The following is a 21,487-nucleotide window of genomic DNA, read 5'->3' as shown; positions in this document are numbered from 1 at the left end:
GCAGGCTGTCAAGCGACCTGACGGCGTCGCGGTAATCGACGCCGCGGAGACCCCGTACCGATAGCCGCACCCACGAGAGCGCCGCTATCATGGCTGACCATGATTCCGTACAGCCTCGAGGTGACACCGCGCCCGTTCCGCTACCGCGTGCTGGCTTATGCGGTGGCTGCCTGCGCCGCCACCACCGGCATCGCGGCACTCCTGTTGCGCGTGTTCGACCTGTCGAACGTGGTGATGGTGTTCCTGCTCACCGTCGTGCTCGTGGCGCTGCGCTGGGGCCGTGCCGCGGGCGCCTTGGCGGCCTTCGTCGCCGTCGGCAGCTTCGACTTTTTCTTCGTGCCGCCGGTCTGGTCGTTCCACGTTTCGGACACGCAATACGTCTTTACCTTCTTTCTGATGCTGGTCGTGGCCCTGGTCATCGGACAGCTCGCCGCCCGGCTGCGCGACGAAGCCGTCACCGCGGCGGCCGGAGAGAAACGCGCGAGTGCACTGGCCGCCGTGGCGACCGACCTGTCGGTGGCCGTTCGCAACGAAGACATCGCCCGGGTATGCGCCACACGCATCGGCCCCTTGTTCGACGGCAGCGCGACCCTCCTGCTTCCCGACGGCCATGACCGCATGCCGCCACAGGGCACCGCTGATGCCGGCATCGCGCAATGGGTGCTCGAGCAAGGGCTTCCCGCGGGACACGACACAGAAACCTTGCTTGCGAACGATGCGACGTATCTTCCGCTTACCACCGCGATGCGCACGCGTGGCGTCCTCATGCTCGAACGCGCGACAAAGGCGCCGCTGGACGCCGGTCAGGTCGCCTTGCTCCGGGCCTTCCAGCCGTTGGTCGCCCTGGCCATCGAGCGCGTGCATTTCGTCGACGTGGCCCACGAAACACAGCTACGCATGGAAGGTGAGCGGCTGCGCAATACATTGCTCGCCGCCGTGTCCCACGACCTGCGCACTCCGTTGACGGCTATCCGTGGCATGGCAGGCACGCTCGGCGACAACGACGTCGCCCGTGCCATCGCGAACCAGGCCGACCGCATGCAACGCCAGGTGGTGAACCTTCTCGATGCGGCGCGCATGCAGGGCGAAGGCGTACGCCTCGATCTGCAATGGCAGGCGCTGGACGAGGTCGTCGGTTCCGCGCTGGCATCGATCGATCTCGGCGGGCGCCGCGTCATGGTCGAGATGTCGCAAGATTTTCCGCTGGTGTCGTTGGACGCCACCCTGTTCGAGCGGGTGCTGGCGAATCTGTTCGACAACGCTACCAAGTACACCCCCGACGACGCGATGCTTCGCATCCGCGCCGACCGTGTCGGTACGCGTCTCCATTTGACCGTCGAGGACGACGGCCCGGGTTTTCCGACGGGCATCAACGCGGATACCCTCTTCGACGCGTTTTTCCGCGGCGCACGCGAATCGTCCATTCCCGGTGTCGGGCTCGGCCTGTCGCTGTCGCGGCGCATCGTGGAAGCACACGGTGGCAGCATCACCGCGTCGAGGGTCACCCCGCATGGCGCACGCTTCGAAATCACCCTGGTCGCCGGCGACCCGCCGACGATCGACCTGGAAGACCCCGAATGAACAAGCCGCGCATCCTGATCGTCGAAGACGAATCGGACATCCGTCGGTTCCTCAAGCTGGCCCTCGAGCGCGAGGACATGACCGTGTTCGAAGCCGGCGATGCCTTGCGTGCCCGGATCGAAGCTGCGAGCCGCCAGCCCGACCTGATCGTGCTGGATCTCGGCCTGCCCGACGACGATGGCAAGGCCGTGATCCGCGACGTGCGCGGCTGGTCGTCGGCGCCGATCATCGTGCTTTCCGCGCGTGACAGCGAAGCGGAGAAGGTCGCCGCGCTGGAGGCGGGGGCGGACGATTATCTTTCCAAGCCCTTCGGCGTGCCCGAGCTGGTGGCGCGGGTGCGTGCGCAGCTGCGCCGGGCGAGCTTGGCCGGCGATCGCGGCCAGGCCAGCGCGCGTATTCGCTTCGGAGATATCGAAGTGAACCTCGCCACGCACGAAGTGTCGCGTCGCGGCGAAGCCGTGCACCTGACACCGATCGAATTCCGCCTGCTGACCGCGCTGGTCCGCGGGCAGGGCAAGGTGCTGACCCATCGGCAACTGCTGCATGACGTATGGGGTCCGGGTTACGCCACGCGACCGCACTACGTGCGTGTCTACATGGCCAACCTCCGGCAAAAGCTCGAGGACGAACCGGCAAGGCCACGCCACCTCGTGACCGAACTCCAGGTTGGCTATCGGCTGGCGGGCCTCGACTAAGGCGTCTTGATGGGGCCTTGATGTCGGGGCGGCCAATACAGCGCCGCCCTTAGACGACGATGCCTAGCATGGGTGGTCATTCCTGATCCCAAGGCTTGACCATGATCCTCCGTACCATGCTCCTACCCGTCGTCCTGCTAGCCGTTCTCCCGGTCTTCGTTGCCCACGCCGACGATGCCCCTCCCATCTGCACGGACCGTCCGACCAAGGCCAATAGCGCCTGCACCGTGCCAGAAGGCACGTGGCAACTCGAGACCGACGTGGGCAACGACACGCACGACGCGCGCGCAGGGAGTAGCTCCGACACCTTGTACCTCGTGAATCCATACATCAAGTACGGCATCGGCGCGCATACCGACATCGAAGTGAACTGGGCACCGGCCGTGCGCGTCACGACGAAGAGCGACGGCGACCGTCACACCACGCGCGGCGCGGGCGACCTGACGGTTCGCCTGAAAACCAGCCTCTACAGCGGCGACGTGTTCAACGCCTCGATCATCCCCTTCGTGAAAGCGCCGACCGCATCGCACGGCATCGGTAACGACCACTGGGAGGGCGGCGTCGCGGCACCGATCAGCGCCGCGGTGGGTGGTGGCTTCACGCTGACGATCGGACCGGAGCTCGATGCCTTGGCTGACGCCGATGGGCGCGGTCGACATCTGGCCGTGACCAATCTCGTGAATATCGCGCACCCGTTGACCAACGCGCTTTCCGTGGCCCTGGAGTACTGGCGCCAGGACAATCGCGATCCCTCGGGCCATGTGAAGCAGGAGTCCGCCGATATCGCGTTCACCTACCTGGCGAGCCCTGACTTCCAGTTTGATCTGGGCGCCAATATGGGCGTGAACAGCGTGACGCCGGATCGACAGATCTATGCGGGCTTCTCGTACCGATGGTGACGTGACGAGCCGCTGTCAATCGTAGAAGGCAGGGAGGATCTTCAGCGTGTCGGTTTGCGCCTTGTCGTGATTGATGAATAGCTGCGCGTGGTATCGATCCATCATGACCTTGACGTTATCCATCGAAGTGACCGACGCGGTCTTATCGGTATTCAGGCTGGGCACGACGTCGTTGCGCAGATTCGCGGCGGAATGGGCGACGTCACCCGACAGGATGATGAAGCCGGATTGCTTCAGATGGACGAGGAGGGACTGACTTCCCGGCGTGTGTCCCGGCGTGGGGAAGAGCGTGACACTGCCGTCGCCGAACACGGCCGTGATGCCGTCGAGAAGCTGGAGATGCTTCGGCGATCCCATCAGTTTTCGCGCCAACGCCTTCAGTTGATTCACGTTGGCGTTCGGTCCATCCGGCGAACGGATCCATGCGTACTCGACGCGCTGGATAAGGACCGTCGCTTTCGGAAACAGTGCGACGTTCCCGATATGGTCGCCGTGCGTATGCGAGATCGCGACGTAGTGGATATCGTCCGGTGTCAGGCCGATCGCGGAAAGCTGGCCGGAGATCGACTGATCGAGGTGGTACACGATCAACTGGGGAAGGGTCGACCAGCCTTTCGGGTCGTTCAAGGCGGATTCCGGCACGCCGGTATCCCAGATCAGCCAGGTGTCGCCGTGCTTGATCAGCCAGCATGTCGAGGAGAACGCGATTGGCTTGCCGACGTTTTGTCCCGGCGTCCACACCGATTCGTCGTTCGCGAGGGAGCGGCCGCAATCCAGCCGATACAGCCGATCGGCGAAGCCGGCTCTTGCCGGGTCGGGAAGGGGTGTCGCGGCCTTGGCTGGCGAAGCGAGCGCCAAGCCGATCCATGCTGCCAGCATGATCGCTGAGAACGACGCGCATACGCGCATTTTCATGACCAGTGCTCCACGAAGGTCGACGTTGTGCGGCGCCAGACAGCAGAGCACGCGTGCGCTGGGAAGGATTGGCAAATTTCGCCCATCCGCTGCCGCCCCGCGAGACGCCGCGCATTATCATCGGGCGATCCCATGACGCAGGATGGCCGATGACCCCTTCCCTCCCCCTCCCCGAAACGACTGAACGCGTCGTGCGTTTCTGGCGCGACGCCGGCTTCGATCGCTGGTTCAAGAGCGACGCCGGCTTCGATCGCGTGTTCAGCGAGCACTTCATGGGGGCGCATCTTGCCGCTGCCCGTGGCGATCTGAATGCGTGGCGAGAGACGGCCGAGGGCTGCCTCGCCCTGCTGATCCTTCTCGACCAGTTTCCGCGCAACGCCTTCCGCGGTTGCGGTCATATGTACGCGACCGACCCACTGGCGCGCTCGATTGCGCGGCACGTGCTGGAGCGAGGCTTCGACCAGCAGCTGGACCACGAGATGCGTGCCTTCGTCTACCTGCCTTTCGAGCATTCGGAAGACATGGCGGACCAGGAGCTTTCTGTGAGGCTGTTCGATGCGCTGGGTGGTGCGTTTCAGCCGTATGCGGCGACACACCGGGACATCATCCGGCGCTTCGGACGGTTCCCGCATCGGAACGGCGAGTTGGGGCGCGAGACTTCGCCGGAAGAGCGGGCGTTTCTCGAGGGGGGTGGGTTTGCGGGGTGAGGCAGGGCGCGGCTGGCTGGAAGAGCTCGCCGCTGAAGCGGCTCCTACGGGGGAGCGGTGCCTTGAGGAAGATGGTGCGCCCGGAGGGATTCGAACCCCCGACCAATGGCTTCGGAAGCCACTACTCTATCCGGCTGAGCTACGAGCGCGTCTTGCAGGTCCGGGATTGTAGCCGAATGACCGTGGGCGGCCTAGCCTGAGCGGTCAGGCCCGGGCTAGTGCGGGTTCGGCGCCTCCCGCAGCGGCGCGCAGGCTTTCCCTGTAGCGCCGGCTGCACGGAAGGACGGTGCCGTCCGTCATGTGCAGGCGGGCATCGCCCGCATCGAGCGGCTCGATGGCGGTCACCTGCGCCAACTGGACCAGATAGCTCCGATGCGCCCTGACGAATACGGTCGGATCCAGCCGGGTTTCCAGTGCGGCGAGCGTGCTGCGCAGTGGATAGTCCCGGCCACGCACCCGCAGGTTGACGTAGTTGCCCGCCGACTGGACCCATTCGATGTCGGCCGTGGCGACGAGGAAATCCCGTCCCAGCTTGCGAACGAGGAAGCGCTCCGGGCGGTCGACGGCCTCCACCGGCGGCCCCTCATCGGGGACGTCCAGCAGGCTGGCTTCGCCCTTTATATGCCGGCCGAACCATTCCACCATGTGACCGACGGCGACGATCAGGAAGAACGTCCGGACATCCTTCAGGTACTCGTAGACCGCCTGGGTGGTCCACGGGCCCGGCTCGTACCTCGATCCGAACGTGGCATACACGACGAACCGGATCAGATCCATGCCGACCACGTGGAGGACGGAGTAGGCCACGCTGCCCAGGAAGTACAACGGCAAACGGCGACGCCACGTATCCGCATGCAAGGGCCAGCGATCGCAGGCCCACAACAGGAAGGGCAGGATGAAAAGGCCGATGGTGATGCTGCTGAATTCGTTGGTGGCGATCTGCCAGGTCGGCGCCGCGATGTCGTAGCGGATCGCGTCCATCCGGCTGGTCATCGTGTTGCCGATGGCGGCGGTGACGAAGACCAGCAGCCAGAAACCGATCATCAGCCAACGACGGCGTCGATGGGCCTGGTCCAGTTCCTTACCGGGGGGTGTCGGGGCAGTCGCTTCCATGCGGGAATCATAGCGTCGTCGTGGCGGCCTGTTAGGAAAACCATCCCCACCGTCCCACCGTTCGTCCCTGAAAGCTTTGTTTTCGGCCCTTCGCGATGGTGCCAGACCTGTCGCGAAGCCAATCCTGTCGCCCGCCTTCACGACAGGACGTATGGCCATGAGCACGACCCGCCGCCACGACATCGATGCCTTGCGCATCTTCGCCTTCGCACTGCTGATCCTCTATCACACGGGCATGGCCTACGTTGTCGGCTGGGATTTCCACATCAAGAGCGCCTACACCGCCGAGTGGCTGCAGTGGCCGATGCTCTTCGTGAACCGCTGGCGGATGTCCCTGCTGTTCCTGATCTCCGGCGCGGCAATCGCCCTGGCCGCTCCCGAGGGCCGCCTCTGGCGATTCGCGAGGGAGCGCACGTGGCGACTGATGCTGCCACTGATCTTCGGCATGTTCGTGGTGGTGCCGATCCAGCCGTACTGCGAAGGTGTCGCCAACGGCCACCTGAGTCCGGGCTTCTGGAACTTCCTGGTCCGTTACTGGCACGTCCAGCCCTGGCCGAAGGACAGCTTCGGCGGCTGGCAGTACGGCATCACCTGGAACCACCTCTGGTACCTGCCCTACCTGTGGACGTATACGCTGTGCCTCGTCGCCTTGATGCCCTTGCTCGGGATGGCGCGCGTGCGTGCAGGCGTCGCCGCGTTCTGCCGCACACCAGCCTGGGTCGTGATCGTCGCGCCGGCCGCGCTGCTCGAGTTCTACGTCCTGACCCTGGATCCTTTCTTCCCGGGAACGAATGCCTTCGTCGGTGACTGGTACCAGCACGCCAAGTACGGGACGATCTTCCTCGCCGGTTACCTGCTGGCCCGTGAGGCGGGTTTCTGGACCCGCGTGGTGGCAATGCGCAAGGCAACCCTGATGATGGCCGGCGTGGCGATCGCGGTCTACCTGGGCCTGCGGCTGGCCGGGCACCTGGTCACCGCCGATTCCTGGGTGCACCACGTACCGGACGCGTTGTGGACCAGGCTGACGGAGGTGTCGCATTGCCTGTACCTGTGGACCGCCCTGCTGACGATTCTCGGCTGGGGCAAGGTCTTCCTCGACCGTCCCTTCCGCTGGCTGCCGTACTGCACCGAGGCGGTGTATCCCTGGTACATGCTGCACCAGAGCCTGATCATCCTGCTGGTGTTCTGGCTGAAGCCGATGTCTCTGGGGCCGTGGCTGGAACCGGCGCTGGTGATCAGCGGGACGATTGCCGGCTGCTACGTGCTGCACGAATTCGTGATCCGGCGCGTGGCGTTCATCCGGCCGCTGTTCGGGTTGAAAGCGGTGAAGCGACCGCCCGCTGTAGCTGTTGTAGGAGCCGATTCATCGGCGATGGGTGCTCGCGAAGGCGCCTGAAGGCATCGCCGCTGAAGCGGCTCCCACAAGAGCTTCGCCGATGAATCGGCTTCCACAAAGTCAGGAGCATCGCCGATGAATCGGCTCCTACATCACGAGAAAGGGCCCTTGCGGGCCCTTTGTCTTATTTTGCCTTGTAAAGCTCGCCGAGCCAGTCGGGCTTGCTCTTGTCGCGTTCCAGATGCGGGTACATCAGGCCGTCGTGGTAGTCGACGTTGATCGTCTTGTACTGGTCGAAGTTCTTGACCAGCAGCTGGATCGGCGCCTTGCTCGTCTTCGCGTCGGTGACGGCGTCCTTCAGCACGTCGCCGGAGAACTCCTTGCTGTTCACCGCAATGATGTGCATGCCCGGCGAGAGGCCGGCCTTGAACGCAGGACCGTCCCAACGCACGTCGGAGATATCACCCTTCGACGACACGGCGAAACCCGCCGAGTAGGTCAGGTCGGTCATCATGCGGCGCGTCTCGAAGCCCTTGATCGCGTCGGAAGGCTTGTCGTTGTAGACCAGCTTCCAGCCACCGCGCTCGATGCCTTCGATGTCGCCCTTGTGGCCATCCACACGGTCGCGCAGGTAAGTCGCCCAGTCGTATGGCGCGATGCCGTTGAGGGTCGAGACCACGTCTTCGAACGTGTACGGATTGACCTTCCAGTCGCCGTCCTTCATGCCGAAGAACGCCTTGGCGAAATCGTCCAGGTTGCGCTTGTTCTTGGTCAGCTCACGCAGTCGGGTATCCACGTCCAGCCAGACCATCTGGCCGCCCTGATAGTAGTCTTCGCTCATCTGGTAATTGCGATACGAGAGCGGGCGACGCTGGGCAATGGTGGGATCGTTGGTGGTGTCTTCGATGGTGCGCCAGGACAGGCCTGGGCGACCCTTGTCGTACGTCGCGGCGACGAAGGCGAGCAGGTCGCGCGCCTGGTCCTGGGTCACCAGTCCCGAACGTGCAGCGACGACATTGCCCCAGAACTGCGTCTGGCCTTCATAGACCCACAGCAGGCTGTTACCCATCGGCACATTGAAGCTCGGCGTGGCCAGATCGGCACCACGACGGTACTTGCCGTCCCAGGAGTGGTTGTACTCGTGGGCGAGCAGGTCGCGGCCGAGCCAGTTCTTGTCCCACTCGGTGAAATAGCCCGGCGCGGCGCTGTTCTCCGAGGAGCGGTGATGCTCCAGGCCGATGCCGCCGAGCTTGTCGGTCAGCGCGAGCAGGAAGTCGTAGTGGTTGTAGTGGCGTGCACCGTAGAGCTTGTCCATCTGCTGGACGAGCTTGCGGTGGATCTCCAGCGCTTCCGGCTTGATCTCGAGCGACTTGGCGTTGTCGGCCACGATGTTCAGATGCACCGGCGAGCGACCGTTCGGATCGAGATCGACGCGCTTGAAGTAGCGGCCGGCGAAGATCGGCGAGTCGACGAGGTCGTCGTAATTGATCGTCTTGAAGTTGACCGTGTCGCCGCTCTTGCTCGCTTCTTCCAGCGCGCTGCCGTACTGGAAGCCGGCCGGAAGCGTCACGCTCGCGTCGACCTGGACGCGGTCGGCGCGGTAGCCGGCCGGGTACAGCGATACCTGGTTCCACTCGACATTGACAATGTCCGGCGTCATGACGATGCGACCCTGGCGCGTGTCCTGCGGAGTCAGCGTCTGGAACTCGACATCGACAGAAGACGCGCCTGCCGGCACATCCACATGGAAGGCGTAGACGTTGAATTCGTCACGCTTCCACTCGATGCGCTTGCCGCCCGAGGTCACGACGAGGCCGGCGAACTGGTCAATCGGACCGGTCGGCGAATGATGGCCGGGGATCCACTGCGGGAACAGCAGGGTCAGCGGACCCGCCTGCGCAGGAATGGTCTCGCGGACACGCAGGACGCGGTGATCGAGATCGGTCGCGTCGACAGCGAGCTTGAGGGTGCCGTTATAAGCAATGTCCTGCGGAGCGGGGACATCATCCGCTTGGACAGCCGTCGCGCCAACGCCGGCGAGGGCCGCCAGCAGCGCGGAGGCAAGAAGGGTGGATTTCACTGAATTCTCCCGAGGAACGTGTGGGTCGCCCGGCCATCCATGCGAGCGGGTCGGCGCGAGCCCCTGCGGTTCGCGCAAGCCTTCGATGCTAAACGCCGGGGGCCGGGGTTCCCCATGCCAGAGGTCACGGACGACGCTCAGGCGCATGGCTGATCAGCGTCGCGGTCAGGGCGCGCCCTGTCTGGATAATTCGCCCTATCGCAATAACTTACGACGCGATCAGACCCAAAAAGTACTTGGCGTGGAAAGTTAAAAGATCGTAATATCGCGCGGCCAGTTAAGGGGCCGCCCGGCGAAGGGGCCGGTGCGCACTATCAGGAACACAGGGATCCTCATGGAAAAGCTTCTCCTCACGGCAGCCGCGGCTGCCGCACTTACGTTCGCTTCGTTCGGTGCCCAGGCATCCAGCGAAGGCACCTTCATCGGTATCAATGGCGGTCGTACCAACTACGACATCAGCCACTCCGATTTCCACGACAAGTCCGATACCGCCTTCGGCGCCGTGGTGGGCTATCGCTGGGCGGTGGATCGTCCGTTCTACCTCGGCGTTGAAGCCGGCTACGTGGACCTGGGCAAGATCACCAGCAAGTACGACGAGACGGAAACGTTCGGCACTGCCGCCAATCCACACGTCGACGCCTTCCACGAAAAGGACGAGCTCAAGGGCCGGGCCATCCTCGTTGGTGCCAACGGCAAGTGGGAACTGCCGCACCATTGGACGATCACGGCGCGCCTCGGCCTTGCTCACTCGCACACGTCCTATGATGCGAAGTTCAACGAGACGATCGACGGCACCGTGGTCCAGAAGGAATCGTTCCACGACGGCTCAAATGACAACGGCATCTACGCCGGCGTCGGCTTCGGTTACGACTTCACGAAGAACTTCGGCGTGACGGTCAACTACGACAACTACTCGCTGAAGGCGCAGGGCATCACCGATGACAAACGCACGGTGAACGTTGGCGTCTGGGGCGCGGCGGCAGAATTCCGCTTCTGATCCACCCCCAGTCCGTATGATCGAAAACGGCCGCTTTCGCGGCCGTTTTCTTCTGCATCCGAGTCGCTCAGGTACGCGACGGAATCGTCAGCCCTCGTTCCACACCCGGTCGCGATGTACCCCGTTCGAGCCAGGCAATGACATTCGGGAAGTCATCGAAGCCAACCAGCTCACGTGCACCGTAGAACGTCACCAGGTTGTTCACCCAGCCCAGCGTGGCGATGTCGGCGATGGTGTATTCGTCGCCGACGATCCACTGGCGACCGTCGAGACGACGATCCAGCACGCCCAGAAGACGCTTCGACTCATCCACATAGCGCTGCAGCGGACGCTTGTCCTCGAACTCCTTGCCGGCAAACTTGTGGAAGAAACCCACCTGGCCGAACATCGGCCCGATCGCAGCCATCTGGAAGAACACCCACTGGATGGTTTCCCAGCGCTTCGCCGCATCCGCCGGAATGAACTTGCCGGTCTTCTCGGCGAGGTAGAGCAGGATCGCACCGGATTCGAAAAGACCGATCGGCTTACCGTCGGGACCATTCGGATCGATCATTGCCGGGATCTTGCCGTTCGGATTGAGCGACTCGAACTCGGGTGTCTTGTTCTCGTTTTTCATGATGTCGACGAGGTGAACCTCGTACGGCAACCCGAGTTCCTCGAGCAAGATCGAGGTCTTCACCCCGTTGGGTGTCGGCAGCGAGTAGAGCTGGATACGGTCGGGGTGCGCGGCGGGCCAGCGCGAGGTGATGGGGAACGCGGACAGATCTGACATGGTGCCTTTCCTTCGGGCCGTGAAGTTCGAAGGTAGGTCGTCAACGGACCGGATTCAATGGCTCGGCCGAAAAAGCGGCCACTTCCGGCGCTCCGGACAAGACCAGCCCTGAGCTCGTGTAGGCATAGTTGAAGATTCATCTCGGCGATGACCGTGGTGTCGAGTAGGGCTTTGGCAGCACGACTTGTGCGCGGATGCCTGGGATGACGCTGAGCATGTCCCGGAGACCGCGCCGCACGGGTGACTGCTTGTCGTCCGTCCGTCACGCGAAGAATTCGGACGTATCCCGGCGGCGTCCCAAGCGACCGATCGCACGTAGACTTTCGGTGCCCCGCGGGGTCATCGGCATCGATGCCGGTGTGTCATCCAATCACATAGGGATTTGTCATGAAAAGGACAGGATTCGCGACAGCGGTCGCACTCTCGCTCTGCCTCGTTTCAGTTGCCGCCACGGCCACCTCGAGCGGCGCATTCGTTCGCCTCGAAGGTGGCAAGGCGAACTACGACATCGACAGCACACAGTACGACGGCAAGTCCGCCCGCGCCTTCGGTGTCACGGCCGGCTACCGCTGGCAGGTCTCCAAGCCGGTCGCACTCGGTATCGAGGCCGGCTACATGAACCTCGGCACGGTCAAGGATCGTTCCGACGGCGTCTTGTTCAGAGCAAACGGGAGCCGCCAGCCCGTGACCATCCGTAGCGAGCTCGGCACGCGCAGCTTCCTCTTCGGCCCGACGGTCCGATGGAACATGAGCCCCGCGTGGTCACTCACGGGACGTCTTGGCCTCGCCCACGCCCGCACGCGCGTGGTCGACCGGATCGATGCCGGCAAAACATCGACATCCCACCGGGCTACGCTCGTCCGCAACGCGATGTATGCCGGCGTCGGCGTCGGCTACGCCGTGACCTCGAACATCGACCTCGGCCTGAACGTGACGCACTACTCGGCGAGCGGACGAGGTTACTCGGTGAACGAAGACGTGAACGCCAACGTCGTGGGTGCCAGCGTCGAAATGAGGTTCTGAGCGCAAGGGAGCGGTCGTGCTGGGCGACCGCTCCCTCGCATGCACCGGATCAGTCCGCGCGGTTGAGCTTGCTGTGCTTCACGCCGTAGGTGAAGTAAACGATCAACCCGATCGCCATCCAGATGGCGAAGCGCTCGAAGGTGATCCACGGCAGGCCCCAGATCAGCGCCAGCGAGAACAGGATGCCCAGCGGCGCGACGAACCATACGGCCGGCGTCTTGAACTTCCGTTCGAGGTCCGGCTTGCGCACGCGCAGCACGAGCACGGACGCACAGATGAGGATGAACGCGCTCAGCGTCCCGATGTTCACCAGCTCGGCCACCTCGCCGATCGGCAACAGGCCAGCGACCACGGCCGTGAAGATGCCGAGGATCATGGTCGGTCGTGCGGGGGTACCGAAGCGGGGATGCACGCGTGCGAACCAGGCGGGAAGAAGCCCGTCGCGCGACAACGCGAACCAGATGCGCGCCGCACCCAGCATGAAGGCGAACAGCACGCTGATGACGCCGATGACGGCGGCCACGGCGATGACATTGCTCAGCCACGGCAGGCCGATGGCGTTGAAGGCGTCGGAGACCGAAGCCTCGCCGTTGAGCGTGCCGTAGGGAACGATGCCGGTGAGCACCAGCGATACCGCGATATAGAGCACCATGGCGACCGCCAGCGACAGCAGCACCGCGCGTGGAAGATCGCGCTGCGGGTTCTTCGCTTCCTCGGCGGCCGTGGTGAGCGTGTCATAGCCGAACACCGCGAAGAACACGACGCTCGCGCCGGTCAGCACGCCCTGCCATCCGAAGTGACCCATGCCCTTGGCGTCGAACACGCGCTCGGGGATGAACGGGTGCCAGTTGGCCGTATTGATGTAGAACGCGCCGACGCCGATCACCAACGCCACGCCGATCACCTTGATACCGACGATGACCGTATTGAGCCGCGCGCCCCACTCCGTCTTGACCGAAAGCAGGATGGCGACGAACAGCGAAATGCCGGCGGCAATGATGTTGAATCGGTGTCCATCGGTCGGTGCGGCAACGGGATGGGCGACACTCACGCCCAACGAGCCGATGGCCTGCTGCCAGTAGTACGTCATGGTGTCGGCGCTCATGCTCTTCTGCGCCCATTCGGGCAGGTGCACGCCTGCGGACGAGAGCAACACCTGCACGTAGCCGGACCAGCCGATGGCGACGACCGCGACCACCAGCGCATATTCGAGCAGGAGATCCCAACCGATGATCCACGCTGCGCCTTCGCCGAGGACGGCATAGCCGTAGGTATAGGCGCTTCCCGTCACCGGGATCAGACCGGCGAACTCGGCGTAGCAGAGCGCGGCGCAGGCGCTGCCCAGGCCTGCGATGATGAAGCTGAGCGCCACCGCCGGTCCGGCATTGAGCGCCGCCTGCTGGCCAGCGAGTACGAAAATGCCCACGCCGATGATGCCGCCGATGCCGATGGCGGTGAGCTGCCACAGACCCAGCACCCGCCTGAAGTCCTTGCGCTGGCCAACCTCGGCCTGCAGCTGCTCGACGGACTTGTGGCGGAGGAACTTGGCTAACGACATCGGGGGATCCCTGGGACTGGCTGAGCCGGGATCATAGCGGTGTGGCCGGGGCCTGTCGTCTGTGCGAGCTATTTGCCGTCGAGCGCCTTGCGGCCCAGGGCGGGATCGTCGGTGAAGAAGGCATCGATGCCGGTGGCCAGGTACGCCCGGATCTCCGCCACCGACCCCGCCTCGTTGCGCGCGGCATCGCCGGCCTCGTTACGGAAATCCGCAGCCAGGAAGTGGTTCTCCGGCCGGAACGTGTACGGATGGACCTCGAGGCCCACCGCATGTGCGTCGTGGACCAGCGGGGCCACCGGCGCCAACCGGCCATCCTTGCCCAGCGGGATGATGCTGCGCGTGGACGGACCGATAGCGTCGGCATAGGCGGCGATCGCCTTGAGCCCCTTCGGCGTCATCATCGCGCCATACGTCGTGCCGGCGTCGTCGGCCGGATGCTCCGCCGGGTCGTCGATCAGCTGGAGCAGGCGGATATTCGGATGCGCCTTGCCGAGCTTGCCACGCAGGTACTTCAGGTTGCCGATCTCGAAGGACTGGATCTCGATGGGCGCGGAACGCGTATAGGCGTGCGCCGCGAGGGTCGCCAGCAATTTGTCTTCCATCGGCAGGCCCACGCCGTGGAAATACGTGGCGTGCTTGATCTCCGGAATGATCCCGATGACACGCCCGCGCGCCGATGACTCCGCGGCGACGAACTCGATCATCTCGTCGAAGGTCGGCACGCTGAACTGACCATCGAACGCGGTATTGGCCTTGCGGATATCAGCCAGGCGCTCGCGGGCCCGCAGGGTTTTCAGCTCGGCGAGGGTGAAATCCTCGGTGAACCATCCGGTGATCTGCACGCCGTCGACCGTCTTCGTCGTGCGCCGCCCGGCAAATTCCGGATGCGCCGCGACGTCGGTCGTGCCGCCGATCTCGTTTTCATGGCGGATCACGAGCACCCCGTCCTTCGTCGAAACCAGGTCAGGCTCGACGAAGTCCGCACCGTCCTGGATCGCGACGGCGTAGGAGGCGAGCGTGTGCTCCGGGCGCAGCGCGCTGGCACCGCGGTGGCCAATGACCAGGACCTTTGCGGCAAGTGGCTTCGCAGGTGAAGCATGCGTGGACATCGCGAACGCTCCGAGCGCCAGGACGAGAGCGCACGAGGATAGTGCACGAAGCGAGCGGCCACCTAGCAGGCGAGCACCCGGGGTGTGGCCATGCAAGATGCGTGTTTCTTCCTTCATCAGAAATCCGCCGTCAGGGTGACGAAGCTCTGGCGCGGGGCGCTGGCATGGAAGGCGAGCGCACGGCCGTTGGGATCCGTGGCCGCGAAAGCGGTCAGGTTGGTCGCATAGCGGTGGTCCGTGAGGTTCGTGATGTTCAGGGCCAGGGTGAGTGCCTTGAGGCTGGCGATCGGACCGAAGTTGTAGCTCGCGCCGAAGTCGAAGGCAGTGGCACCGGCAACGCTCTGGTCGTTCGTATAGGTGTAATAGCGCTTGCCCGTGTACTTGCCCTGCAGGCTGGCCGACCACGGACCATAGGTATAGCTGATCTCGCTGGCGAACATCCGCTTGGGCGTATCGACCGTGGTCTTGTCCTTCACCGGCACGACCTGTCCGTTGGCGATGTAGTTATCGTCGTATTTCGAGCGGTTGAACGAGGCCGAGTTGTACCACTGGAAGCCGTGGATGGGCTTCCAGATAAAGGTGAACTCCGCACCGCGGCTGCTGACCGAGCCCACGTTGACAAAGGCCGTATTGCATTCGGGACGCGTGCCCTGTTCGATGCTCGGGCAGGGGTTGAGTGAAAGCAGGCGGTTATCGAACTTCACGTCATAGAGGGCGACGGATGCCTCGTACCACGCACCGACACTACGGAAGCCGCCGTCGATGCTGCGCGATTCCTCCGGCTTCAGGCTGGACTTGGTACCGTTGAACGCGGCCTGCGATACGGAGAGTGGGCCACCCGCACCGCCGCCCTGGAAGGCAGCGATGTTCTTGGCATAAGACAGGAACAGCTCCTGGCCGGGCGCCAGCTGGTAGGCCAGGCCCGCCTGCGGGAGGAAGGATTTTTCGGCCTTCAGCGTACCGTTGGCGTACGGGCTCTCCACACCGGGCAACTCGCGCGCGGTCATGGTGGTGTGCGGGCTCTTCACGCCAAAGTCGACACTGAGTCGATCGTCGAACGCCTTGAAGCTATCCTGCAGGTAGGCCTGCTTGGTTGTGATCACGTAGTCCTGGGCGAACAGGCGGCGATTCGGGTCGGACAGATAGCGGTCGTCACTCACCGGGCCGTCGATGTAATAGAAGTTACGCTCGACGTGGTGGTCGTTCTTTTCGTACCAGAGTCCGCCTTCGACATGATGGCCGCCGAGATCCCACGCCAGCGAGGCGATCGCACCGTTACGGTTGATCGTGTAGTTGGTGCTACGGATCGAGATCGGTAGCTCCTGCGCGGTGCCCGGATACGATTTCTGGCCCGGCGACCACCAGTGGCCCTGGCCGGCATCTTCGTGATGGTAGACCTGAGTGTGCAGGGTGCCTGCATCGGATACCGCGAAGTCGCCGGCAAGGTAGTAGAGGTCGTCGCTGCGCAAGGCACGGCTCTGGTAATACGCATCGTCGATATTGTCGACGCCACCGGAGAAGCCGCAACGCGGATCGCTCACGCCACCCTTGGTATAGGCAGGCGCGCAATACGCTGCCGCCAACGCCCGCTTCCAGTCGGGCGCATAAAGATTCCAGTCCCAACCGAGGCCCCGCTGCATGCCGCTCTTGGAGAGATACGCATAATCCGCCTGACTGGTGCGCGATGTATCGGCGAAGCCGGTGATGCGATTGCCTTCGCCGAACTCGTAGACGGCCTTGCCGTTGAACTGCTTGGTGTTGGTCGGTGAGTTGGGGTTGGCCCACATGTCCGCGTCGGTATGCGCGCCGGACAGGTACATCGAGAAGCCCTTGTAATCGCCGGTATCGATGCGCGCATAGCTGCGACGGTTGTGGTCGCTGCCGAAGGTCTGCGCGACCTTGCCGCCAAAGGTCTTCGCCGGATCCGACGAAAAATACTGGATCGCGCCGCCGAGGTTGCTGGTCGATGCCGTGCCGAGCGCGGCAATGCCTTCGGACAGCTCCACCGTGGCCATGTTATCGGCGATCAGGGCGCGCGAGATGTTCAGGCCCTTGTAGTTGCCATAGGCGTTGTCGCCGAGTGGCAGGCCATCCATCGTATAGCCCAGCCGCGTTGTGTTGAAACCGCGCAGGGTGATCGTCTGCGACTCTTCGTTGGCGCCGAAGGCATCGTTGGACTGTACGGAGACGCCGGGCAGCCGGTTCAGGATCTTCTGCGGGCTCGTGCCCGGCGGCAGGATCGCCTGGTCGGCGGGCGTGATGCGCTGCACCTGTCGTGTCTCGCCCTGGCCGATCACCGAGACGCCTTCGAGCTGTTGTGCCTGGTCGGCGGCAGCGGGCGGCGGTACGTCCTCGGCGTGGGCCTGGAGGGCCATGGCCGAGGCAAGGGCGAGGAACAAGGTACGGCGGGAAAGCATCATCGACAGGAAGCTCGTCGTGGGGGAAGCCGGCTAGCCTGCGGATGCGATATGTATGTTTTCTTACGAAACGATGTGATTCTTGCGAAGGGGTGACGCGCATCCCACTACCGGCACACCGTCCCCGAACTGAAACACGCCGTCGTCAACATGCTCACCTTTTTATCCTCACGGAAACCCGTCATGCGTCGACTCGCTACACTGGCCGCCCTCCTCCTTGCGGCGGTCTCCGTGGATGCCCACGCGCATCGGGTCATCGTCTTCGTCTGGGACGGTATGCGACCGGATGCGATCAGCGAGGACGACACGCCCAACCTGGCCAGGCTGGCGAAGCAAGGCACGTTCTTCGCGGACAACCACGCGACCTACCCCACCTTCACCATGATCAACGCGTCGAGCTTCGCCACCGGCTCGTTCCCGGGGACGATCGGGTTCTTCGGCAACCGTTTCTGGGCACCGGGCGCCACGGGCTTCGACGCCAAGGGCGCGCCGAGCGATTACAACGCGCCGATCTATACGGAGGATTACGCCGTCCTTCGCGCCCTCGACGATCACTGGCACCACGACCTGCTGCAGGCGCCGACGCTACTCGAACGCGCACGCAAGGCCGGCCTGAAGACCGCGGTGGTCGGCAAGTCCGGACCCGCGTTCATGCAGGACATCCACGAGGGCGGCGTCATCCTTGACGAGAACGTGGCACTGCCGCTGGATTTCGCCAGGCGCTTGACCAAGGCGGGTCTGCCACTCCCCGCGAACACCGTTCACGCCTACGACGCGGATCGTTTCCAGCTCGAGCCCGACAATGGGACGCCGACCGCACAGCTGCCCCTGGTCACCTTGAAGGACGGCGTGACCTCCGACGCGTCCGATGCGGCGGGCGCGCCGCCGACGGCGGCCAACGCATACCTGATGAATGCCTTCCTGACGTACATCCTTCCGGTGGAAAAGCCGGATGTGAGCTTCGTCTGGCTGCGTAATCCCGACTCCACCGAGCACCTCTACGGCGTCGGCTCGCCGAACTTCCACCTCGCGCTGCGCGCGCAGGACGAACTGCTCGGCAAGCTGCAGGCGCGCCTGAAGGAACTGGGCATGGATGCGGACACCGACCTGGTCATCGTCTCCGACCATGCGCACAGCAACGTGTCGGCGCCGGTAGAGCAGTTCCCGCTACGGACGATCTCGGATGGCCGCGTCGGCAAGGCCGATGGCGAGTGGGGCTACTCCGTCTCCGGCGCTATCCGACTGGCCGATGAAATGACGCGTGCGGGCTTTACGGCTTTTGACGGCTACGGCTGCCTTTACGTACCCGTGATGTCCGGCATCGCGGCCGATGGCAAACCAAGGCGGCCGACGCGGTTCGACGACGATGGCAAGCTCTGTGGCAAACCGGGTCCGTACACCACGCCAGCGTACAAGGTGCCCGCCGAACTGCCGAAGCAGGCCTTCGTCATCGCACCCAACGGCGGTAGCGAATACCTCTATCAGCCCGAACACGATCGCGCGCAGATACTCAAGGCCGTGCGCTTCCTGCAGAGCCAGGAGGCGTTCGGCGCGATCTTCGTCGATGCACGCTACGGCAAGATCCCAGGCACCCTGCCGCTCGGCAGCGTGCACCTGGCGAACAAGCGCGCGCCGGACATCGTGGCCAGTTACGACTTCGATGCAGACGCGACGGTGCAAGGCTTCAAGGGCACCGTCTACACCAGCATGTCGAACGAGCGCGGCATGCACGGCAGCTTCAGTCCCGTCGACGTGCATAACCTGCTGCTGGTCAGCGGCCCCGACTTCCGCAGGAACGTACGCAGCGAGCTGCCCAGCGGCAACGTGGATCTCGCGCCCACGCTGGCGGCTGTCCTCAAGCTGGACTTCGGCAAGCCGGACGGTCGCGTGCTGCGTGAGGCGATCGAAGGTCGCAGCAGCGACGGCCTCGCGGTGAAACCCGTCGACGTGACCACGGACAGTGCCACCGGTCTCGATGTCCGCCGGGTCGACGGTTCACCGATGAACCGCACCGGCTACCGCTTCGTCCTCAAGACCAAGCAGCTGAACGATAACGACAAGGTGTACACGTACTTCGACCAGGCCAAGGCCGAACACCTGCCCTGACCAAACACGCGCTTACTGTAGGAGCCGATTCATCGGCGAAGACCAGGTCGCGGCAACCCGGCCCGCTGCCGCGGGATCGCCGATGAATCGGCTCCTACAATAAGCGTGCGTTTCTGCTAGTTTTCCAGCCCGATAACCCCGTCCCACCGGATACCCCCATGCTCAAGCATCTCGCGATGGCCACGCTCTCGGCCGCCTTGCTCGCCTCCTGCGCCGGCGCGCCGAAAGACAAGACCGCCCAGCCCGCCGCCATCAACGACGGTGCCACGCTGGACCTGGCCATCCTCGAGACGACCGATGTCCATTCGAACATCCTTTCGTACGACTACTACAAGCAGAAGGATGACCCGACCTTCGGTTACGAGCGCCTTGCGACCCTGATTCGTCAGGCCCGCCAGGAGTTTCCGAACACGGTGCTGTTCGACAGCGGCGACACCATCCAGGGTTCCGTGCTGGCCGACTACCAGGCCATGGTCAAGCCGGTGAGTTGCGATACGGAGCTGGGCATCTACGCCGCGATGGATGCGGTCGGCTACGACGGCGGAACCGCCGGCAACCACGAGTTCAACTACGGCCTGCCCTTCCTCGCGCAGGTCACCAATACCGCGATGAACGTCGATGGCGTCAAGGCACAGCAGTGCGCCGGCCCGAAATTCCCGCTGGTGCTGTCCAACGTCTACAGCGCACGCGACGGCAAGCCCATCTTCAAGCCGTGGACCATCGTGACCAAGACGGTCAACGTGACCACGGCGAAAGGCAAGGTGGTGCCGACGACGCTGAAGATCGGCATTATCGGCTTTACGCCGCCGCCGATCATGGATTGGGACAAGCACAACCTGCAGGGCAAGGTCACCGTCGACGGCGTCGTCGAGGCCGCGAACCGCTACATGCCCGAGGTGCTCGCGCAGAAGCCCGACCTCGTCGTCGCGATCCTGCACGGCGGCCTCAACACGGCGCCATATACGCCGCAGATGGAAAACGGCGGCTGGTACCTCGCCGGCGTGCCAGGCATCGACGCGCTGCTGCTCGGTCACTCGCATACCGAGTTCCCAGGCCCCCGCTACATGGACATGAAGGACGTGGACGCGAAGCGCGGCATCGTGCGCGGCGTGCCTGCCGTCATGGGCGGCTTCTTCGGCAAGGATCTCGGCGTCATCAACATGACGCTCAAGCGCGAGGGTGATCGCTGGGTGGTGGAAAAGGACAAGAGCCACAGCCAGGTCCGGCCGATCTGTCCGAAGAAGAACGAATGCGTGCCGGTCGATCCGACCATCGCGCCGATCGTGAAGGAAGCGCACGAAGCCGCGATCGCTTACGTCAACACGCCCATCGGCGCGACCGACCACGATCTGTCGAGCTACTTCGCCGACGAGGGCAACATGAGCGCGATCGCCGTGGTCAACGCCGCGCAGGCCGACTACGCACGTGACGAACTGAGCCGTACCCACCCGGAGTGGAAGGACGTCCCGGTAGTCTCCGCGGCCTCGGCGTTCCGCACGGGTTTCGGTGGTCCGGACGACTACACCGACGTGCCGAAGGGTCCGATGACGATCCGCAACGCGGCCGACCTGTACTTCTATCCGAACACGCTCGCCGCGGTGAAGATCGACGGCGCCGGCGTGAAAGCGTGGCTGGAAGAGTCGGCGCGACGTTTCAATCAGATCGATCCGTCGAAGGAAGGCGAGCAGCCGCTGACCGGCAAGTTCGTGGCGTACAACTTCGACCAGATGCAGGGTGGCATCACCTACACGATCGACATCACCCAGCCGGAAGGCCAGCGCATCGGCAACCTCCGCTACAAGGGCAAGCTGATCCAGGACAGCCAGCCGATCATCGTCGTCACCAACAGCTACCGTGCGAATGGCGGTGGCGGCTTCCCGGGCATGAATGGCGAATCCGTCGTGCTGAACGCGCCGGACGGCAACCGTGAAGTCGTGATCAAGTGGGTGGAAGCGAAGAAGACCATCACCGCCAAGGACGTCGACAAGCGTTCGTGGAGCTTCATCCCGGTCAAGACCAAGGGCACGGTGGTCTTCACCGCGGCATCTAACAAGGAAGACGTCGCCAAGGCGCAGCACCTCGCCATCAAGCAGCTCCGCGACAACGGCGACGGCACCGCGGTCTACGCCCTGGATCTCTCCAAACGCTAAACACCAACCGCTGCGCTTCGGCAGGAACC

16 protein-coding genes and 1 tRNA gene are annotated in these 21,487 nt (G+C 64.0%); 9 read left to right on the top strand and 8 right to left on the bottom strand.

The window, feature by feature from the left end:
• The first annotated feature begins 99 nt into the window (after positions 1-99).
• The 3 genes from AC1DYM_RS06200 (at position 100) to AC1DYM_RS06190 (ending at position 3,175) form a co-directional block, all read left to right on the top strand.
• The gene (locus AC1DYM_RS06200; RefSeq protein WP_477336991.1) at positions 100-1,581 is read left to right on the top strand and encodes a DUF4118 domain-containing protein; all 1,482 of its coding nucleotides are present in this window, start codon (positions 100-102) and stop codon (positions 1,579-1,581) included.
• Complete coding sequence (locus AC1DYM_RS06195) at positions 1,578-2,276, top strand: response regulator (RefSeq protein ID WP_477336989.1); 699 nt, start codon at positions 1,578-1,580, stop codon at positions 2,274-2,276. Before AC1DYM_RS06200 ends, AC1DYM_RS06195 begins: the two co-directional genes overlap by 4 nt.
• A gap of 101 nt (positions 2,277-2,377) precedes the next feature.
• Positions 2,378-3,175, top strand: a complete 798-nt coding sequence (locus tag AC1DYM_RS06190; protein ID WP_477336987.1) for a transporter — start codon at positions 2,378-2,380, stop codon at positions 3,173-3,175.
• Between the two features lie 15 nt (positions 3,176-3,190).
• Here AC1DYM_RS06190 and AC1DYM_RS06185 read toward each other — a convergent pair whose 3' ends face one another.
• A complete protein-coding gene (locus AC1DYM_RS06185; RefSeq protein WP_477336985.1) occupies positions 3,191-4,090 on the bottom strand; it encodes an N-acyl homoserine lactonase family protein in 900 nt (299 codons plus the stop codon).
• Between the two features lie 149 nt (positions 4,091-4,239).
• Between AC1DYM_RS06185 and AC1DYM_RS06180 the strand changes: the two genes are divergently transcribed.
• The gene (locus AC1DYM_RS06180; protein WP_477336983.1) at positions 4,240-4,797 is read left to right on the top strand and encodes a DUF924 family protein; all 558 of its coding nucleotides are present in this window, start codon (positions 4,240-4,242) and stop codon (positions 4,795-4,797) included.
• Positions 4,798-4,869: 72 nt separating this feature from the next.
• On the opposite strand, the gene AC1DYM_RS06175 is transcribed toward AC1DYM_RS06180, so the two are convergent.
• Positions 4,870-4,946: transfer RNA gene (locus tag AC1DYM_RS06175), tRNA-Arg, on the bottom strand.
• 55 nt (positions 4,947-5,001) lie between these two features.
• The gene (locus AC1DYM_RS06170) at positions 5,002-5,910 is read right to left on the bottom strand and encodes a LytTR family DNA-binding domain-containing protein (protein ID WP_477336981.1); all 909 of its coding nucleotides are present in this window, start codon (positions 5,908-5,910) and stop codon (positions 5,002-5,004) included.
• A 157-nt stretch (positions 5,911-6,067) separates the two neighbouring features.
• On the opposite strand from AC1DYM_RS06170, the gene AC1DYM_RS06165 reads away from it, so the two are divergent.
• On the top strand, positions 6,068-7,306 hold the full coding sequence (locus AC1DYM_RS06165; RefSeq protein WP_477336979.1) for an acyltransferase family protein: 1,239 nt from the start codon (positions 6,068-6,070) through the stop codon (positions 7,304-7,306).
• Between the two features lie 124 nt (positions 7,307-7,430).
• Here the strand turns inward: AC1DYM_RS06165 and AC1DYM_RS06160 are convergent, their stop codons facing one another.
• The gene (locus tag AC1DYM_RS06160; RefSeq protein ID WP_477336977.1) at positions 7,431-9,326 is read right to left on the bottom strand and encodes a M61 family metallopeptidase; all 1,896 of its coding nucleotides are present in this window, start codon (positions 9,324-9,326) and stop codon (positions 7,431-7,433) included.
• Between the two features lie 334 nt (positions 9,327-9,660).
• Here AC1DYM_RS06160 and AC1DYM_RS06155 point away from each other — a divergent pair, with 334 nt between their 5' ends.
• On the top strand, positions 9,661-10,323 hold the full coding sequence (locus tag AC1DYM_RS06155) for an outer membrane protein (RefSeq protein ID WP_477336975.1): 663 nt from the start codon (positions 9,661-9,663) through the stop codon (positions 10,321-10,323).
• A 67-nt stretch (positions 10,324-10,390) separates the two neighbouring features.
• Here AC1DYM_RS06155 and AC1DYM_RS06150 read toward each other — a convergent pair whose 3' ends face one another.
• On the bottom strand, positions 10,391-11,095 hold the full coding sequence (locus tag AC1DYM_RS06150) for a glutathione binding-like protein (RefSeq protein ID WP_477336973.1): 705 nt from the start codon (positions 11,093-11,095) through the stop codon (positions 10,391-10,393).
• A 387-nt stretch (positions 11,096-11,482) separates the two neighbouring features.
• Here AC1DYM_RS06150 and AC1DYM_RS06145 point away from each other — a divergent pair, with 387 nt between their 5' ends.
• Positions 11,483-12,118: a porin family protein gene (locus tag AC1DYM_RS06145; protein WP_477336971.1), complete on the top strand. Its 636-nt coding sequence runs from the start codon at positions 11,483-11,485 to the stop codon at positions 12,116-12,118.
• A gap of 49 nt (positions 12,119-12,167) precedes the next feature.
• Here the strand turns inward: AC1DYM_RS06145 and AC1DYM_RS06140 are convergent, their stop codons facing one another.
• From AC1DYM_RS06140 to AC1DYM_RS06130, 3 genes are all read right to left on the bottom strand, one after another.
• Positions 12,168-13,676: an amino acid permease gene (locus AC1DYM_RS06140; protein ID WP_477336969.1), complete on the bottom strand. Its 1,509-nt coding sequence runs from the start codon at positions 13,674-13,676 to the stop codon at positions 12,168-12,170.
• Positions 13,677-13,744: 68 nt separating this feature from the next.
• Entirely contained in the window at positions 13,745-14,785 is a 1,041-nt protein-coding gene (locus AC1DYM_RS06135) for a glycerophosphodiester phosphodiesterase (RefSeq protein WP_477336968.1), read from the bottom strand.
• A 116-nt stretch (positions 14,786-14,901) separates the two neighbouring features.
• The gene (locus AC1DYM_RS06130) at positions 14,902-17,202 is read right to left on the bottom strand and encodes a TonB-dependent receptor (RefSeq protein ID WP_477337109.1); all 2,301 of its coding nucleotides are present in this window, start codon (positions 17,200-17,202) and stop codon (positions 14,902-14,904) included.
• Positions 17,203-17,385: 183 nt separating this feature from the next.
• Here AC1DYM_RS06130 and AC1DYM_RS06125 point away from each other — a divergent pair, with 183 nt between their 5' ends.
• Positions 17,386-19,308, top strand: coding sequence for an alkaline phosphatase family protein (locus AC1DYM_RS06125; RefSeq protein WP_477336966.1), 1,923 nt, complete (start codon positions 17,386-17,388; stop codon positions 19,306-19,308).
• Positions 19,309-19,466: 158 nt separating this feature from the next.
• Entirely contained in the window at positions 19,467-21,458 is a 1,992-nt protein-coding gene (locus AC1DYM_RS06120; protein ID WP_477336964.1) for a bifunctional 2',3'-cyclic-nucleotide 2'-phosphodiesterase/3'-nucleotidase, read from the top strand.
• Positions 21,459-21,487: the final 29 nt, after the last annotated feature.

This window comes from Luteibacter sp. P1_D3, from assembly GCF_056406135.1.
This window is presented reverse-complemented; position numbering and strand designations above follow the sequence as displayed.

What these genes read in the sequence shown, in the direction of transcription:
- AC1DYM_RS06200 (WP_477336991.1), top strand. Translation starts at nt 100, where the DNA reads ATGATTCCGTACAGCCTCGAGGTGACACCGCGCCCGTTCCGCTACCGC.
- AC1DYM_RS06195 (WP_477336989.1), top strand. Translation starts at nt 1,578, where the DNA reads ATGAACAAGCCGCGCATCCTGATCGTCGAAGACGAATCGGACATCCGT.
- AC1DYM_RS06190 (WP_477336987.1), top strand. Translation starts at nt 2,378, where the DNA reads ATGATCCTCCGTACCATGCTCCTACCCGTCGTCCTGCTAGCCGTTCTC.
- AC1DYM_RS06185 (WP_477336985.1), bottom strand. Translation starts at nt 4,090, where the DNA reads ATGAAAATGCGCGTATGCGCGTCGTTCTCAGCGATCATGCTGGCAGCA.
- AC1DYM_RS06180 (WP_477336983.1), top strand. Translation starts at nt 4,240, where the DNA reads ATGACCCCTTCCCTCCCCCTCCCCGAAACGACTGAACGCGTCGTGCGT.
- AC1DYM_RS06170 (WP_477336981.1), bottom strand. Translation starts at nt 5,910, where the DNA reads ATGGAAGCGACTGCCCCGACACCCCCCGGTAAGGAACTGGACCAGGCC.
- AC1DYM_RS06165 (WP_477336979.1), top strand. Translation starts at nt 6,068, where the DNA reads ATGAGCACGACCCGCCGCCACGACATCGATGCCTTGCGCATCTTCGCC.
- AC1DYM_RS06155 (WP_477336975.1), top strand. Translation starts at nt 9,661, where the DNA reads ATGGAAAAGCTTCTCCTCACGGCAGCCGCGGCTGCCGCACTTACGTTC.
- AC1DYM_RS06150 (WP_477336973.1), bottom strand. Translation starts at nt 11,095, where the DNA reads ATGTCAGATCTGTCCGCGTTCCCCATCACCTCGCGCTGGCCCGCCGCG.
- AC1DYM_RS06145 (WP_477336971.1), top strand. Translation starts at nt 11,483, where the DNA reads ATGAAAAGGACAGGATTCGCGACAGCGGTCGCACTCTCGCTCTGCCTC.
- AC1DYM_RS06140 (WP_477336969.1), bottom strand. Translation starts at nt 13,676, where the DNA reads ATGTCGTTAGCCAAGTTCCTCCGCCACAAGTCCGTCGAGCAGCTGCAG.
- AC1DYM_RS06135 (WP_477336968.1), bottom strand. Translation starts at nt 14,785, where the DNA reads ATGTCCACGCATGCTTCACCTGCGAAGCCACTTGCCGCAAAGGTCCTG.
- AC1DYM_RS06130 (WP_477337109.1), bottom strand. Translation starts at nt 17,202, where the DNA reads ATGCTTTCCCGCCGTACCTTGTTCCTCGCCCTTGCCTCGGCCATGGCC.
- AC1DYM_RS06125 (WP_477336966.1), top strand. Translation starts at nt 17,386, where the DNA reads ATGCGTCGACTCGCTACACTGGCCGCCCTCCTCCTTGCGGCGGTCTCC.
- AC1DYM_RS06120 (WP_477336964.1), top strand. Translation starts at nt 19,467, where the DNA reads ATGCTCAAGCATCTCGCGATGGCCACGCTCTCGGCCGCCTTGCTCGCC.